This is a genomic window from Caulobacter sp. DMC95, assembly GCF_056313785.1.
Map to the genome: position 1 here is coordinate 226,764 of NZ_JBQUZP010000003.1, position 14,814 is coordinate 241,577.

Genomic DNA, 14,814 nt, shown 5'->3' on the forward strand with positions numbered 1-14,814 from the left:
GCCCCCGGGGCAGTTCGGGGGAACGCGATGGCCAAGGGCGGCGCGGGCGAGACGCAGCACAGCGACGAGGTTCCGGGCACGACCGACGCGGTCGAGATCGCCATGGACGAGGAGCGCCACGACCCGGCTCCCGACAGCCCGGCCCGCACCCTGCTCGTCAAGCAAGGCCGCCTGCTCGATCTGCAGATCCGCCGCGAGCGCCTGCTGGTCTGGACCCAGGGCCTGATCGTCGCGCTGGTCATCGCCGCGGTGCTGGGCTTGGGCGTCGCGATCTGGCGGGCCAGCCAGGACCGCAGCATCGTGGTCCAGGCGTTCACGACCCCAGCCTCGCTCTCGGATCGCGGCATGACCGGCGAAGCGGCGGCGATGCGGCTGCTGGACGGCCTGTCGACGATCAAGGACACGGTCGGCGCCACCACCTTCCTGGCCACCAACAAGATCCAGGGCGGCGGCGACAGCCTCAAGATCGAGATCCCGCAGTCCGGCGGCCTGACGATCGACGACCTCAACAAGCTGCTGGTCCAATGGTTCGGCCACCAGACGGTGATCAGCGGGCAGGTCATCGACGAGGGCGACGGCCGCGTCACCCTGATCGCGCGCTCGTCGCGCCACGGGCTCTCGCGCGTTACGGGCCCCGTCGCCGACCTGGACGGCCTCTTCACCCAGCTCGCTGAGGCGGTGTTCACCAAGGCCGAACCGACCAACGGCGTGCAGTACCTGGGCATGACGGGGCGGTTCGATGAGTCTTACGCCGCCGCGCTGCGGCTGGCGCGAAACCCCGCCCTCAGCGACCTGCCGCCGGGCTACAATATCGGGCTGCTGGGCGATCAGGAGCCGGATCCTCGGCGCTCTCTGGAACTATTGACCCTGTCGCTGCGCGACGAGCCGACGTTCATGGCGTCCTGGACGGTGTCGGGCCGGCGTCGCGCGGTGCTCGGCCACGACGAGGCGCTGCTGCAAATCTCCCGCAAGGTGCTGAGCCTGCGGGAACGGGACCAGAATCCGAGGTTTCGCGGGTCTGGCGTCCAGCGCATGCAGGCCGAGGCGCGCTACTATGAGAGCCTCCTGCTGGGCGATTTCCGCCCTGTAACCGGACAGTTCCCCTCGCAACGGGCGACGCTCCTAGCCCTGGCGCATGATGCGGCGGCGGCGCGCTCAGTGCTCTCGGAATCGACCCTGACAGGCGTCCTCGATCCCGACTACGCCCAGCGGATCCAGGCGCGCATCGCGCTGGCGCGGGGCGACGGCGACGCGGCGCTGACCTCGCTCGACCGGCTTCGCGCCACCCAGGCTGAACTTGAGGCCAGGCTATCGCCGCCCGGCCGCCCCACCGGCCCGGTCGTCGACCGGATGCGGGCGGCCGAGGACCTCACCCGCCTCACCCGAGATGTCCCTCTGCGCGTCCAGGCGCTGATCCTGCGGGGCCGGTTCGACGAGGCTCGCGCCCTGGCGGCGACCACGCCCGAGGACTGCCACGCCTGCGTCATCGCCCGAGGCGAGGCGGCTTCGGCGCTGAAGGCCTGGGGCGAGGCCGACCTGTGGTTCGCCCGCGCGAAGACCCTGGCCCCCAGCCTGCCCTGGGCGCATCTCGCCGACGGCCGATCGCGGCTGGCGCGAGGCGATCTGGCCGGCGCAGAGGCGGCGCTGAAAGAGGCTCAGAAGCGCGCGCCGGGTCTGGCCGAGGTGCGCTACGAACAGGGCCTTCTCGCCCTGCGCCGGGACGACACCACCGCCGCCATCCGCGCCTTCAAGGCCGCCGCCGAGCGTGCGCCGCAGTGGGGCCGGTTGCATAGCGTCTGGGGCGAGGCCGAGGCCGGGCGCGGGCGAAGCGACGCGGCGCGTAGCCTCTGGACCAAGGCGCTCGGCATGGATCTGTCGCCCGCCGACCGCGCGCAACTGGAACGCCTGCTGCTTTCTTCCTAGCCCTCGCCCGCCTCGACCAGTTCTTCGAGGAACAACGCCATCAACGCCGACTGGGAATTGACGCCAGCCTTGGCGTAGACGCGGGCGAGCTGGGCGCGGACCGTGCCGGCGGCGGCGCCGCGCAGGGCGGCGATCTCGGCGACGTCGCAGCCTTTCAGCGCAAACAGCGCCACGTCGGCTTCGGCCGCCGTCAGCTTCCAGTCGGAAAAGCGCAGGCGGGCCAGATCGGCCAGCGCGCCCTTGGCGGCCGCCACCGCCGCCTCATCCTGGCGGGCTCGCAGCACCAGCCAGCGCACCTGGGCCGCGCCGAACACCACCCCGACCAGCAGGGCGAGCGCCGCGCCGGCCTCGGCCGCGATATGGACGCCCGATCCGTCGGCGCGCAGGTCGCCGGTGACGTCGACCAGGAAGAACAGCGTCGCAGCCAGCTGCAGGATCACGACGACCGCGATCAGCGTGATCCTGTGTTCCAGAGCGCGTCGGCGGCCGATCATGCGCAAGCATTACCGCCGCCCGGGAAGCATCGCCAAGACAATCCGCCGGCCGCTGCGCCGGGTCTCGAAGACCACCCCGGCGATATGCAGCACGATCAGGACATAGAGCAGGTTCACCGCCGTCTCATGGACTTCGGCCAGCGGGCCTTCCTCGCCATGCCCCTCGGCACCCTCATCGCCTTCGTGATCTTCGGCCTCCTCGCCGATCTCTTCGGACTCGCGGGCCTCGTTGTGGACGGCGGCTGGCGTGGCGGCGATGGGGCCCTTGGCCTCGGCCGGCGCATTGGCCATCAGCACGCCCGTGACGATGATGACCGCCAGCGTGCTCCAGATCGCGTAGACCATCAGCGCGCCCAGCGGATTGTGCGAGGCGTGCTCAGTCCGCCGTCCCTGGGTGATCTCGCGCAGGTGGGCCAGGGCGCGGCCGGCGCTGGGCGGGAAGGCGGCGAACCGCGCCTCGGCCGGGCCGATCACGCCCCAGATCAGCCGCAGCGCCAGGGTCGCGGCCAGGGCGTAGCCGACCCAGATGTGAGGGCTGGAGCCTTCCTCGGTGATCAGTCCGTTGGCGAGGATCGCGCCGACGATCGTCCAATGGGTCAGCTTGACGACGGGGTCCCAGCGACGCGGCGGGCGCGGGGTTTCCAGAGGGGCGGCGGAGGCGGTCATGGGGCTTCTCCCGGTTCGAGGCGGGACAAGCGATGCGCGGTCCGGCGGCCCGCGACCATCGGCGGGCGGCTTATGCGCCCGGACGTAAGCGCGGGCTTACGGCGCTGACCGCGCGCAAGAACGCCGCTCAGACGGCGCCCTGGGTGGCCTTACGACCCTTTACCGAACGACCCTCGCGGGCCGAGCCGAGCGTGTCAGCGCCCCCTCCGTCACGTCGCGTATCCGCGCCGCGCCACCTCCCCCGTTACACGGGTGAGGAGGAAACTCCCTCCTGCCCCGCTTGCGGGGGAGGTGGCGCGCGGCGAAGCCGCGTGACGGAGGGGGCGTTCTTGCGTTCTTCGAGGCCCCCCCCCACAAAAAAACGCCGCCCAGGATCGCTCCTGGGCGGCGTCTTCGTCTCCAGGCCCAAACCCAGTCCTTAGAACTGGATATTCGCCCCCACGAACACCGTGCGGCCGCTGGTGGTGAAGTTCCACAGGCGGCGGGCGCCGGGTTCGCCGAAGCCCGGGCTGTTGAAGCTGTTGACCTGCTCTTCGCGCTCGTCCGTCAGGTTGATGGCGTCCAGCGACAGGCGGATGCGCGGGGTCAGCTGGTAGAAGGCCGCCGCGTCGACATAGGTGGTGGCGTTGAACGCGCCGCTGTCGATCAGATAGTCCGAGCGATAGTTGGCCGAGATGCGGCCGCCGTACTTGGCGGTCTCGTAGTACAGCGTGGCGTTGGCGTTGACGTCCGACAGGCCGAAGATGTCGGTCTCCTGGTTCTTGCCGTTGACCAGGTTGATCGTCTTGCTGTCGATCAGGGTCAGGTTGGCGACCGCGCCCATGTTCTTCAGCGCGCCCGGCAGGAAGAAGAAGTCGCTCTGGGCCGACAGTTCCAAGCCCGTCAGCTTGGCGTTCCGCAGGTTCACCTGGCGGGTGTAGGACGCGACATTGGTCGTGGCCGTGACGCCCGGATAGATCCCTTCGGCGAGGCCCGTGCTGGCGTAGCTGACATTGGTGGTCGTCTGGCTGGCGATCAGGCCGTCGATGTTCTTGTGGAACACGCCCGCCGTCAGCATGCCGACGCCGCCGAAGTACCATTCGGCCGCCAGGTCGAACTCGTCCGAGGTGTAGGGCTCAAGGTTCGGATTGCCGGTCGAGACCGTGACGGTCGTGCCGTCGACGCTGACCGAGCCGTTCATCGCATAGGCGCCCAGGGCCGGACGATTGATGTTCTGCGCCGCGGCCAGACGGATCTGGAAGCGGTCGGAGACCTCCATCACCGCGTTCAGCGAGGGCAGCACGCCCGAATAGGTCTTCTTGGCGACGGTCGGGGTGTTGACGCCCTTGACCGCCAGAACGCCCGACGAGGTCAGCTCGGTTTCATAGCCGCGCAGGCCGGTGTTGCCCCGTACGGGGCGACCTAGGAACTCACCCTTCCAGTCCAGCTGCAAATAGCCGGCCGTGGTGTCTTCCGCGACCGCATAGATCGAGCGCGGCGCGCCAAGCGTGCGGGTGACGCCGTACTTGGCCAGAGCCTTGTCCCAGTCGACGATGATCCATGACTGGTCCTTGTGCTGGGTGAAGACCTTGGTCACACCATCCAGACGGTCATCCAGCGTACCCTTTTCCCAGGCGGTGCGGTTCACGTCGTCGTTGGTCTGCGAATAGCCTTCGTTCTTGAAGCCGCGATAAGACAGGCCGCCCTTCAGGGTCAGGGCGTCGTTGAAATCATAGGCCCCGTTGAACTCGGCGTTCTTCAGCTCGGTCGTCTGATAGGTGGCCGAGAAGTCGATCTCGTGGGCCCGGTAGTTGGCCGCGTCGGTGGTGTTCCACTTGTAGGTGTTCTTGCCGCTGTCGCCGCGATAGTCGGTGATCAGGCCGCCGAACGCCTCGGTGTAGAACTTGCCAGACATCGGGATGTCGTAGTCCGAGGTCTCCTGGCCGATGTGGCCGTCGAAGCGCAGCTTGTCCGACACCGCCCATTCGCCGGTCAGCACCAGCTGGTTGAAGGTGTTCTTGGCCTCTTGGCGACGGGTCTCGGTGGCGAAGACGGTGTTGTCGACATCGGCGTAGATGATCGTGTTGTGCTTGTCGTACTGGATCGCATTCAGCACCGGCGGGGCGCTGACCAGATTGCCCGAGTGGGGCGTCGAGCCGCCCAGCACGGTCGAGCCCACCGAGGCGCGGGTGGCCAGGTGGATCTCGGTGCGGTCGTTGGTGAACTTGCCGTGCAGGGCGTCCAGCGTCAGGGTGACGGTCTCGACCGGACGCCATTGAGCGGCGGCGGTGATCCCCAGGCGCTCCTGGTCCGAGCCCCAGACCGACAGACGGTTGCCGCGCTGGAAAACCAGCTCGCCGTTGACGGCCTTGGCCGCGTCGACGGGGTTCAGCTTCACGACGTTGGCGGGCAGCGCCTTCTGAACGCCGGCGCCGTAGGTGTTGTAGCCCTGCTCTTCGGTCTTGCGCTTGGAATAGGCGACCGAGGCCAGCAGGCCGAACTTGTCGTCCCAGTTCTTGGCGATCATCGCCGCGCCGCGCGGCTGGGTGTCCTTGGTGGCGCTGTTGGTGCCGGCCTGCAGCGACAGGGCGCCCTTGGTCCCCGAATAGTCGAACGGCTTGGCGGTGTAGAGACCAACCGTGCCGGCCATGCCGCCTTCGTCCTGCTCGGCCGAGAACGACTTGCGCACGTCGACCTTCGAGAACAGGTCCGAGGCGAAGATGTTGAAGTCGAACGCGCGGTCGCGCGAGGTCTGGCCGCGGCTGTCCATCGGCGAGTCGACATTGCCCAGCACTTCCATGCCGTTCAGCTGGACGCGGGTGAAGTCGGGACCAAGGCCCCGCAGCGAGACCCGACGGCCTTCGCCGCCTTCGCGGTTGATCGCGACACCCGGCAGGCGCTGCAGCGACTCGGCGAGATTCAGGTCGGGGAACTTGGCCATGTCCTCGGCGACGATCACGTCCGAGACGATGGCGCTGGTCCGCTTGGCTTCGCGGGCCAGGCCCAGCGACTTGCGGAAACCGGTGACCACGACAGCGTCGACTTCAGCGGCGGCGTCAGCGGCCGGGCTCTGGGCTTGATCGGCGGCTTGGGCGACCGGCGCCAACGCGGCCATGACCAGTTGAGCCGCGCCCACGAGGAGCGCGATCTTGCTGCGAGACATTGGAGTACCCCCTTGTACAGACTCGTACCGATGTCGGCGGTTTGACCCGGGGAGGGGCGCCGACGGTTGGCGCGGCAATAGGGAGCGTCGATGACTGCGACGTCTCAGCTCGATCAAGGATTGATGACAGCGTTGACAGTCGTCCGCTGCGCGACGTGAAACCGTCATGCGCCGTCGCTAGGGCCACTGGGCGCTGTTTAGGAGTTGGACGATGTTGAACCTGCTCGCCGCCATAGCTGTCGCCGCCGCGCCCTGCCCCGCCTCGGACACGAGCCCGGCCTGCGTGCGCCAGCGGATCGACGCCCTGCCGATGACCGATCTGCTGACCGTGGGCACGCACAACTCCTACAAGCTGGCCGTCCCGCCACAGGAGATGGCGGCGATGGTCGCCGCGCGGGGCCCTGCGGCCCTGGGGATCGACTATGGCCATCGGCCCCTAGTCGAGCAGCTGAACGCCGGCGCGCGGCAGCTGGAGATCGACGTCGTCGCCGATCCGCAGGGCGGTCTCTTCGCCAAGCCGCTGACGGCGCTGGGCAAGGGCGCGGCCCTGACGCCCGAGTTCGCCGCCGTGATGGCGAAGCCGGGCTTCAAGACCCTGCACATACCCGATGTGGACTTCCGGTCATCGTGCCTGACCTTTGTGGCCTGCCTGCGCGAGGTGCGGGCCTGGTCCGACAAGCACCGCGACCACGCGCCGATCCTGATCATGCTGAACGCCAAGGAAGGCGCTGCGACCATGCCGGGCGGGGTCACGCCCCTGCCCTTCACCGAAGCCCTGTTCGACGCGCTGGACGCCGAGATCCGCGCGGTGTTCGGCGAGGACCGCCTGATCACGCCTGACCAGGTGCAGGGCAAGGCCAAGACCCTGCGTGAAGGGGTTCTGGCCGGTGGCTGGCCCAAGCTCGCGGCGGCGCGCGGCAAGGTGTTCTTCGCTCTCGACGAAAGCCCCGCCAAGGTGGCGATCTATCGCGGCCAGCGCGCCTCGCTGGAAGGCCGCGCCATGTTCGTCAACACCGACGAGGCCTCGCCCGCCGCCGCCTATCTGACCCTGAACGATCCCGTGGCCCAGAAGGACCGCATCGCCGCCGCCGTGAAGGCCGGCTTCATCGTCCGCACCCGCGCCGACGCCGATACGCGCGCGGCCAGGTTCAATGACACCCGACAGCGCGACGCCGCCCTGACCAGCGGCGCCCAGTACGTCTCGACCGACTACATGTGGGCCGACCCGCGCTTTGCGGGCGGCTACACCGTGCGACTGCCGGATAGCAAGGTCGCGGTCTGCAATCCGGTGCGGCAGCCGGAGGGGTGCGGCGGGCGCGACCTGGAGGGGCGGTAGGGGTCTGTCTTCAGCGCCGGCGCGCGACCAGCGCCCAGGCGGTCGCGATCACCGACACGCCGAGCGTCAGGGCGCCGACCACGTCCCAGACGCCATCGCCCAGCAGGGCGACGAACAGGCCAAACAGGCTGAAGGCCGCGATCATCGTCGGCGCGCGGAACACCTGCCAGAGGGAAAGATGATGCGCCCTCATCGCGCCGCCTTGCGCTTGGCCAGCCACAGATAGAGGCCCGAGGCCAGGATCACGATGGTGGCGAGGTCGAGCAGCGCCCACAGGATCTTCAGCCCCAGCCCGCCATAGTCGCCAAAGTGCAGCGGCTGCGACAGCGACAGGGTCTTCACGTACCAGGGGGTCGGCGCGATGGCGGCCAGCTCGCCGGTGCGGGCGTCGATCAGGGCGGGCGTTGTCAGGTGCGTGGTCAGCGGCGTCTTGCCGTGGAAGAACACCGCGTAGTGGTGATCGGTCGAATAGTCCGAGCCCGGGAAGGCCACGAACTGCAGCTCCTTGTCCGGCAGCGCCTTCCGCGCCTTGTCGACGGCGGCCTGCAGCGAGCTGCGCTGCCCCGGCGCTACGGGACTGTCATAGGCCTCCGTCAGCTCCTTGAGCGCCGTGTTCTTCCAGTAGTCGACGATCGGCGTGGCCAGGGTGTTGACGACGCCGGTGGCGCCGACCACCAGCACCCAGGCCGCCGTCACCGCGCCCAAGAGGTTGTGATAGTCCAGCCAGCGGGTGCGGGCGCGCTTGCTGGCTCGCACCGTGCCGAACGGCAGCCGGCGCATGAAGGGCGCGTAGAGCACCACGCCCGAGACCAGGGCCACGATCAGCAGCAGCCCCATCGCCCCCAGGAACAGCATGCCCGCCAGGCCCAGGAACATGTCGGTGTGCAGCTGGAGCAGGAACTCCATGACCGGGTGCCCCGCGACCGGCGGGGCGGGATCGCCGCTGGTGTGGTCGATGGGCTGGAAGCTGTAGACCCCCGCCTTGCCGCCCGGCTGGACGCTGGTGACGTTCACCACCGGCCGGTCTTCGTCGAAGCTCATGAAGGCCGGAACTTCGCCCGGCTTGCGGGCGAGCGCGGTCTCCAGCACCTGGTCTAGGCTCAGCTTGGGGCCATCCGGACGCGCGGGCGTCCAGGGCTCCTCCATCAGGACATGCTCGATCTCGTGGGTGAACACGAGCGGCAGCCCCGTGATGCACAGCATCAGCAGGAAAGCGGTCGAGACCAGGCTCGACCACTTGTGAATCCACGACCAGGCGCGGAGCGTCCGGGCCTTCATCGGCGCTAGAAGTCGGTGCTGATCGACAGGCGCAGGGTGCGCGGCGCGCCCAGCGTCAGGTAGTTGGCGCCCGGATAGCCGCCGACCGCCACCCACTGGTTGCGGTCGGTCACGTTCTCGAGGCGAGCCCGCAGGGTGACGGCCTTGCCGCCGGCTTCGAAGACGTAGCGCGCGCCGAGGTCGTAGCGAGTCCAGGCGTCCAGCGACACGGTGTTGGCGGTGTTGGCCTGCTGCGATCCGGTGTGGACCGCGCGGCCTTCCAGGGTCAGGCCCTCGAGCGTAGCGATGTCCCACTCCAGGTTCAGATTGGCCTGGAACTCCGGAACGCCGATCGGGGTCTTGCCCTGCAGCGCGGCCGACAGGGCGCGGTTGACCTGGGCGTCCAGCCAGGTGGCGCCGCCCAGCAGGCGCAAGCCGGGAGCGGGCTGGCCAAAGACGGTCAGTTCGACGCCCTGGTTCTCCTGCTCGCCGCCGGCGGTGTAGCGACGGCTGGAAGCTTCGAAGTACTCGGCCGGCTGGGTGGTGCGGAACAGGCTGATCGAACCGCCGAACGTCCCGGCGTCGTACTTGGCGCCGATCTCGGTCTGCTCGCCGCGGAACGGCGAGAGGATCTCGCCGACATTGGCCACCGCCACGCCGTTGACCTGGGCCGGGGCGATCTTCCCGGGGACCAGGGCCTCGGCGTAGTTGGCGTACAGCGAGATCTTGTCGCTGGGCTTGAACACCGCCGCCAGGGCCGGGGTGGTGGCGTCGCCGTCATAGGCGCCGTTGCGGACGCCGGTGTTGTAGTCATACGAGCGGGTCTGGATGTCCTGATAGCGGACGCCCACCGTGACCAGCAGGCGCTCGTCCAGGAAAGACAGGGTGTCAGCGACCGCGACGCTGCGGTTCTTGACGCGCTCGGTGACGTTCGGGTCGCTCTTGGAGCCGCCCACGAAGAAGTTCGGGTTCGGCGCGGCGACGGCCACGGGGTTGTAGAGGTTGCTGGCGAAGCCGGCGAAGTTCGAGAAGGCGTAAGCGTTCTTCGACTTCAGGTTCACCTGGGCCACCGAGGCGACGATGGCGTGACCAACGGTCCCGGTGGCGAACCTGGCGCGCAGGCCCGCGTCCGCCGACAGGATCGAGTCCTTGCGGACGTTATCGAAGCGGTAGGCGCTCAGCGTGCCGTCGGCCAGGGCCGTCGGGTTGGCCAGGACGTTGTCTTCCTTGCCCTGGCGACCGCCCAGGGCGGCCCAGGCGCTGACCGTGTCGGTCAGGTCGAACTCGCCGCGCGCCGCGCCGAACAGCTGGCGCTCGTCGGTGTGGGTCCAGGGCTGGGCGAAGTTCTTGTCGGCCGCGGGGGCCTTGGGGATGGCGCCGGCCGGGGTGACGGTCGGACGCGCGCCCTCGATGCGGTGATCCTGCCAGCCGAGATCGGCCGAGAAGCGGGCGCGATCGCCGCGACGATCCAGGCCCAGGCCCAGCACGGTCAGGTCGCGCTTTTCGCCATCGATGGCCGTCTCGCCGCCGCGCAGGCCCAGGTTCACCCGCGCGCCATAGGCGTCGTTCTGGCCGAAGCGACGGGCGATGTCGGCCGAGCCATAGACCTGCTCGCCGCCGTCCCAGCCGGCGGTGAAGCGGGTGAGCGGCGCGGTCGGGGCGCGCTTGGGCATGAGGTTGAAGGCGCCGCCGACGCCGCTGCCGCCGGGGGCCGCGCCGTTCAGGAAGGCGTTGGCGCCGCGGAACACGTCCACGCGCTCGACGAGCTCGGCCGCCACGAACTGGCGCGGCAGCACGCCGTAGAGACCGTTATAGGTCATGTCGTCGGAATAGACCGGGAAGCCGCGAACGACGTACAGCTCCTGGAAGTTGCCGAAGCCCTTGGTCACCCGGACCGTCGGATCGTTCTGCAACACGTCGGCGACGCTGCGGGCCTGCTGATTGCGGATCAGGGCTTCGGTGTAGCTGGTGACGGCGAACGGGGTGTCCATCGTGTCCAGCGCGCCCAGCAGGCCGACGCGCGCGCCCTTGGCGACCTGATCGCCAGCGTAGGCGGGCGGCAGGCGGACCTGCGAGCCGGTGATGACCACCTCGTCGACGCGGGTCGTATCAGCCTGCTGAGCCAGGGCCGGGCTGGCCAGAGCGCCGCTGATCAGCGCGGACGACAGCAGAAGGGCGAGACGAGACGACATTGGAGGTTCCCGAGAATGCGAGTGCGTCGCAGTATCTGACCTTCAGCAGCGTTTCAACGCTTTCCTCCCCGGGATGAGGGAGGCCGGCATGAAAAAGCCGCCCGGGAGGTCCCGGGCGGCGTCTTCGGTTCAGGCTCGCAGGCTGGCTCAGGCCGTCGCCATCGCTTCGCCGCGCACCAGGGCGGCGTAGGTGTCCATCAAATCGAGCGACAGCTTGCCGGGCGTGAACTTGAACTCGCCCACTTCCGAGACCGGGGTCACCTCGGCGGCGGTGCCGACGATGAAGCATTCGGTGAAGGTCGAGAGCTCTTCCTTCTGGATGTGGCGCTCGACCACCTCGACGCCCTTGCCCTTGGCGATGTCGATCACCGTGCGGCGGGTGATGCCATCGAGGAAGCAGTCGGGCTTGGGCGTGTGCAGCACGCCGTCCTTGACGAAGAACACGTTGGCGCCCGTCGCCTCGGCCACATAGCCGCGATAGTCCAGCATCATCGCGTCGGCGTAGCCGTCCTTCTCGGCGGCGTGCTTGGAGATGGTGCAGATCATGTAGAGGCCGGCGGCCTTGGCCGCGACCGGCGCGGTCTTGGGGTCCGGACGCTGGTACTTGGCCCAGGTCAGGCGGATGCCCTTGGCCTTGGTGGCCGGGTCGAAATAGCTGGGCCATTCCCAGACCGCGATGGCGACATGGATCTTGGAGTGCTGGGCCGAAACGCCGATCATTTCGCTGCCGCGCCAAGCGATCGGGCGCACATAGCAGTCCTTCAGGCCGTTCTTGGCCGCCGTCGCCTTGCAGGCCTCGTCGATCTCGGCCACCGTGTAGGGGATCTTGAAATCGAGAATTTCCGCCGATTTGAACAGGCGCTCGGTATGCTCGGTCAGTTTGAAGATTTCGCCGCCGTACATGCGCTCGCCTTCGAACACCGACGACGCATAGTGCAGGCCATGGGTCAAAACATGCACCTTCGCCTCGCGCCAGGGCACAAATTGCCCGTCAAGCCAGATCCAACCGTCACGATCGTCGAAGGGAACCAGAGACATCGGCCCAAGACCTCCTTATTGGGAACGCGGTTCTTAGACGCCCCGTGGGGGGATGCGTCAAATAAAATGGACTCGTTACGATGATAGCCCCGCTGCAGCCTGGTTCGGACGATCCCCGTCTGATCCTCCGCGAGGAGGAGCTGGACGGCGGGCTGGAGCTGATCCTCCTGGCCGAGGCCGCGCTATGGGCCGCCGTCGACGCGGTGCTGGAGACCGAAGCCCTGGGTCTTGGCCGTTCGCACTGGCGCGCGGCCTTCCTGCTGCGCCGTCGCCCGGGCATCGGGGTGCAGGACCTCTCGAAGCTGACCAGCCTGTCGAAACAGGCCGCCAGCCGCACGCTCTCAGACCTTGAGAAGGCGGGCCTGGTCGAGCGCGTTTCGGGCGATCTGGACGGCCGCCGCCGCCCCGCGACCCTCACCGCCGAGGGCGTCGCGTTCGAGCAGCGCACGGCCGAGCGCCTGCGGGCGCTGCTGGCGCGGGCCTACCGCACCGGCGGCCTGGACGGCGTGGCCGGCACGCGACGCATCCTGGCGGCGCTGGCCGGATCACGGCAAGGTGTCGGCCCCGGACGACGGATGACCACATGACCCCTGACGAGCGCCGCGAACGCCACCTCCTGGTGGTCGACGACGACGACCGGCTGCGTAAGCTGATCAAGGAATTCCTGAGCCGGGCGGGCTTTCGCGTCACCGCCGCCGCCAGCGCCGCCGGGGCCGACAAGCTGTTCGAGGCGCTCGACTTCGACCTGATGGTGCTGGACGTTATGATGCCCGGCGAGGACGGCATGGCCTTCACCAAGCGCCTGCGCGGCAAGGGCGGCGAGGCCGGACGCACGCCGATCCTGATGCTGACCGCCCGCGACCAGACCGCCGACAGGATCGAGGGCCTGTCCAGCGGCGTCGACGACTATCTGGGCAAGCCGTTCGAGCCGCAGGAGCTACTGCTGCGCATTGAGGCCATCCTGCGCCGCTCGGCCGCGCGGCCCATGGGTCCCAAGGCCCTGAGTCTGGGCCGCTGCTCCTTCGACGCCGACCGGGGCGAGCTGACCTGCGACGGCGAGGCCGTGCGGATCACCGAGGCCGAGGTCACGCTGCTGCGCCGCCTGGCCCGCTCGCTGCACGAGCCGGTCGACCGCCTGGAACTGGCCCGCGACACCGCCGACGCCACCGGCCGCGCCGTCGACGTCCAGGTCACCCGCCTGCGCCGCAAGATAGAGCCCGACCCGAAGAACCCGCGCTACCTGCAGACGGTGCGGGGGGTTGGGTATCGGTTGGCGCCGGATTGATGGGGGGCGCCGTCCAAATCCTCCCCCCAGCGGGGGAGGTGTCCGCGCAGCGGACGGAGGGGGAAGTCGGCCGGCCGCGAGGGTGTCATCTTCCCCCTCCGGCGCTTCGCGCCACCTCCCCCGCCAGGGGGAGGATTTAGATGCCCCTCACCCGCCTCGACATCCCGCCGGCGCTGAAGCGCCTGCTGCCGACCACGCTGTTCGGGCGCAGCCTGCTGATCATCATCCTGCCGGTGGCGATCATGCAGATCGCCGTGACCTGGGCGTTCTTCGACGCGCACTGGCAGAGCGTGACGGCCAAGCTCTCCGAGGGCCTGGCCGGCGACATCGCCTGGGCCGTGCAGTCCTACGAGGATGATCCCAGCCCAGCGGCCGTCGAGAAGCTGGCCAAGCGGGCCGAGGACTCGCTGTCGCTGTCGATCGCCTTCCAGAAGGGCCGCAAGCTGCCGACCAGCCACCGCCCCTCGCTGTTCGCGGCCCTGGATCGCTCGCTGGACAAGGCGCTGGAGGACCGGCTGGACAACCCGTTCTGGTTCGATACGACCCGCTACCGCGCCTATATCGACATCCGCGTGCAGGTCGACGGCGGGGTGCTGCAGATCTACGCCCTGCGCGACCGCGCCTACGCCACCCAGGGCCACATCTTCATTCTGTGGATGGTGGTGGCGACCATGCTGCTGACGGCGATCGCCATCCTGTTCATCCGCAATCAGGTGCGGGCCATCGAGCGCCTGGCCGAGGCGGCTGACGCGTTCGGGCGGGGCGAGGATCCGGACTTCAAGCCGCACGGCGCGCGCGAGGTGCGGCAGGCGGCTCTGGCCTTCATCGCCATGAAGCTGCGGATCCAGCGCCATATCGAGCAGCGCACGGCCCTCTTGGCCAGCGTCAGCCACGACCTGCGCACGCCGCTGACCCGGCTGAAGCTGGAAATGGCCATGGCCGAGCCCTGCGAGCAGATGGAGGCCATGAAGGGCGACCTGGCCGAAATGGAGCACATGATCGACGAGTACCTGGCCTTTGCGCGCGGCGAGGGCGGCGAGGCGATCCAGGTGGTCGACCTGTCCGAGCTCGTCGAAAGCGTGGTGGCCGACGCCGAGCGCGGCGGCGCGGCGATCGAGACCGAGATCACGCAAGGGCTGGAGACGCGCCTGCGTCCCCTCACCTTCCGCCGGGCCCTGGCCAACCTGATCGACAACGGCGTGGCCCACGCCGACCGGGTGCGCGTCACCGTCAGCCCGCGTCAGACCGGCGGGGTCGATGTCGCCGTCGACGACGACGGGCCGGGCATCCCCGAAGACAAGTACGAAGAGGCCTTCAAGCCGTTCTCGCGGCTCGACGAGAGCCGGAACCAGAACGAGAAGGGCGTGGGCCTGGGGCTCGCCATCGCCCGCGACATGGCGCGCGGCCTGGGCGGGGATCTCGTGCTGTCCCGCTCGGCGCTGGGGGGTCTTAGGGCGCTGATCCGGTTGCCGGGGTAGGGC

Annotated in this window: 11 protein-coding genes and 1 pseudogene; 5 read left to right on the forward strand and 7 right to left on the reverse strand. The window is 69.0% G+C overall.

From position 1 onward, the window contains the following. Nucleotides 1-27 precede the first annotated feature (27 nt). Nucleotides 28-1,923 carry a tetratricopeptide repeat protein gene (locus tag ACT53N_RS09130; protein ID WP_476063607.1) on the forward strand — a complete coding sequence of 632 codons (1,896 nt, stop codon included), beginning with the start codon at nucleotides 28-30 and terminating at the stop codon, nucleotides 1,921-1,923. Here ACT53N_RS09130 and ACT53N_RS09135 read toward each other — a convergent pair. The 3 genes and pseudogenes from ACT53N_RS09135 to ACT53N_RS09145 form a co-directional block, all read right to left on the reverse strand. Beyond that, nucleotides 1,920-2,417 (reverse strand): helix-turn-helix transcriptional regulator, encoded by a 498-nt coding sequence (locus ACT53N_RS09135; protein WP_476063608.1) that lies wholly within the window; start codon nucleotides 2,415-2,417, stop codon nucleotides 1,920-1,922. The two genes, ACT53N_RS09130 and ACT53N_RS09135, sit on opposite strands and share 4 nt — an antisense overlap. A 9-nt stretch (nucleotides 2,418-2,426) precedes the next feature. Next, nucleotides 2,427-3,083, reverse strand: a complete 657-nt coding sequence (locus tag ACT53N_RS09140) for a cytochrome b/b6 domain-containing protein (protein ID WP_476063609.1) — start codon at nucleotides 3,081-3,083, stop codon at nucleotides 2,427-2,429. Between the two features lie 418 nt (nucleotides 3,084-3,501). After that, nucleotides 3,502-6,355, reverse strand: a pseudogene (locus tag ACT53N_RS09145) (TonB-dependent receptor). Nucleotides 6,356-6,436: 81 nt separating this feature from the next. Here ACT53N_RS09145 and ACT53N_RS09150 point away from each other — a divergent pair. Then, on the forward strand, nucleotides 6,437-7,561 hold the full coding sequence (locus tag ACT53N_RS09150; protein WP_476063610.1) for a phosphatidylinositol-specific phospholipase C1-like protein: 1,125 nt from the start codon (nucleotides 6,437-6,439) through the stop codon (nucleotides 7,559-7,561). A gap of 10 nt (nucleotides 7,562-7,571) precedes the next feature. Here ACT53N_RS09150 and ACT53N_RS09155 read toward each other — a convergent pair whose 3' ends face one another. From ACT53N_RS09155 to ACT53N_RS09170, 4 genes are all read right to left on the reverse strand, one after another. Further along, nucleotides 7,572-7,781 carry a hypothetical protein gene (locus tag ACT53N_RS09155; RefSeq protein WP_476063611.1) on the reverse strand — a complete coding sequence of 70 codons (210 nt, stop codon included), beginning with the start codon at nucleotides 7,779-7,781 and terminating at the stop codon, nucleotides 7,572-7,574. After that, nucleotides 7,751-8,935 (reverse strand): PepSY-associated TM helix domain-containing protein, encoded by a 1,185-nt coding sequence (locus ACT53N_RS09160; RefSeq protein WP_476063612.1) that lies wholly within the window; start codon nucleotides 8,933-8,935, stop codon nucleotides 7,751-7,753. Before ACT53N_RS09160 ends, ACT53N_RS09155 begins: the two co-directional genes overlap by 31 nt. Continuing rightward, nucleotides 8,845-11,010 carry a TonB-dependent receptor gene (locus tag ACT53N_RS09165; protein WP_476063613.1) on the reverse strand — a complete coding sequence of 722 codons (2,166 nt, stop codon included), beginning with the start codon at nucleotides 11,008-11,010 and terminating at the stop codon, nucleotides 8,845-8,847. The genes ACT53N_RS09160 and ACT53N_RS09165 overlap by 91 nt, the downstream gene beginning before the upstream one ends. Before the next feature lie 147 nt (nucleotides 11,011-11,157). After that, nucleotides 11,158-12,048, reverse strand: a complete 891-nt coding sequence (locus ACT53N_RS09170) for a branched-chain amino acid aminotransferase (RefSeq protein ID WP_476063614.1) — start codon at nucleotides 12,046-12,048, stop codon at nucleotides 11,158-11,160. 80 nt (nucleotides 12,049-12,128) lie between these two features. Here ACT53N_RS09170 and ACT53N_RS09175 point away from each other — a divergent pair, with 80 nt between their 5' ends. The 3 genes from ACT53N_RS09175 (at nucleotide 12,129) to ACT53N_RS09185 (ending at nucleotide 14,811) form a co-directional block, all read left to right on the forward strand. Then, nucleotides 12,129-12,635 carry a MarR family winged helix-turn-helix transcriptional regulator gene (locus ACT53N_RS09175; RefSeq protein WP_476063615.1) on the forward strand — a complete coding sequence of 169 codons (507 nt, stop codon included), beginning with the start codon at nucleotides 12,129-12,131 and terminating at the stop codon, nucleotides 12,633-12,635. Further along, a complete protein-coding gene (locus ACT53N_RS09180) occupies nucleotides 12,632-13,333 on the forward strand; it encodes a response regulator (protein WP_476063616.1) in 702 nt (233 codons plus the stop codon). The genes ACT53N_RS09175 and ACT53N_RS09180 overlap by 4 nt, the downstream gene beginning before the upstream one ends. A gap of 140 nt (nucleotides 13,334-13,473) precedes the next feature. Then, entirely contained in the window at nucleotides 13,474-14,811 is a 1,338-nt protein-coding gene (locus tag ACT53N_RS09185) for an ATP-binding protein (protein WP_476063617.1), read from the forward strand. Nucleotides 14,812-14,814: the final 3 nt, after the last annotated feature.

What these genes read in the sequence shown, in the direction of transcription:
- ACT53N_RS09130 (WP_476063607.1), top strand. Translation starts at nt 28, where the DNA reads ATGGCCAAGGGCGGCGCGGGCGAGACGCAGCACAGCGACGAGGTTCCG.
- ACT53N_RS09135 (WP_476063608.1), bottom strand. Translation starts at nt 2,417, where the DNA reads ATGATCGGCCGCCGACGCGCTCTGGAACACAGGATCACGCTGATCGCG.
- ACT53N_RS09140 (WP_476063609.1), bottom strand. Translation starts at nt 3,083, where the DNA reads ATGACCGCCTCCGCCGCCCCTCTGGAAACCCCGCGCCCGCCGCGTCGC.
- ACT53N_RS09150 (WP_476063610.1), top strand. Translation starts at nt 6,437, where the DNA reads ATGTTGAACCTGCTCGCCGCCATAGCTGTCGCCGCCGCGCCCTGCCCC.
- ACT53N_RS09165 (WP_476063613.1), bottom strand. Translation starts at nt 11,010, where the DNA reads ATGTCGTCTCGTCTCGCCCTTCTGCTGTCGTCCGCGCTGATCAGCGGC.
- ACT53N_RS09170 (WP_476063614.1), bottom strand. Translation starts at nt 12,048, where the DNA reads ATGTCTCTGGTTCCCTTCGACGATCGTGACGGTTGGATCTGGCTTGAC.
- ACT53N_RS09175 (WP_476063615.1), top strand. Translation starts at nt 12,129, where the DNA reads ATGATAGCCCCGCTGCAGCCTGGTTCGGACGATCCCCGTCTGATCCTC.
- ACT53N_RS09180 (WP_476063616.1), top strand. Translation starts at nt 12,632, where the DNA reads ATGACCCCTGACGAGCGCCGCGAACGCCACCTCCTGGTGGTCGACGAC.
- ACT53N_RS09185 (WP_476063617.1), top strand. Translation starts at nt 13,474, where the DNA reads ATGCCCCTCACCCGCCTCGACATCCCGCCGGCGCTGAAGCGCCTGCTG.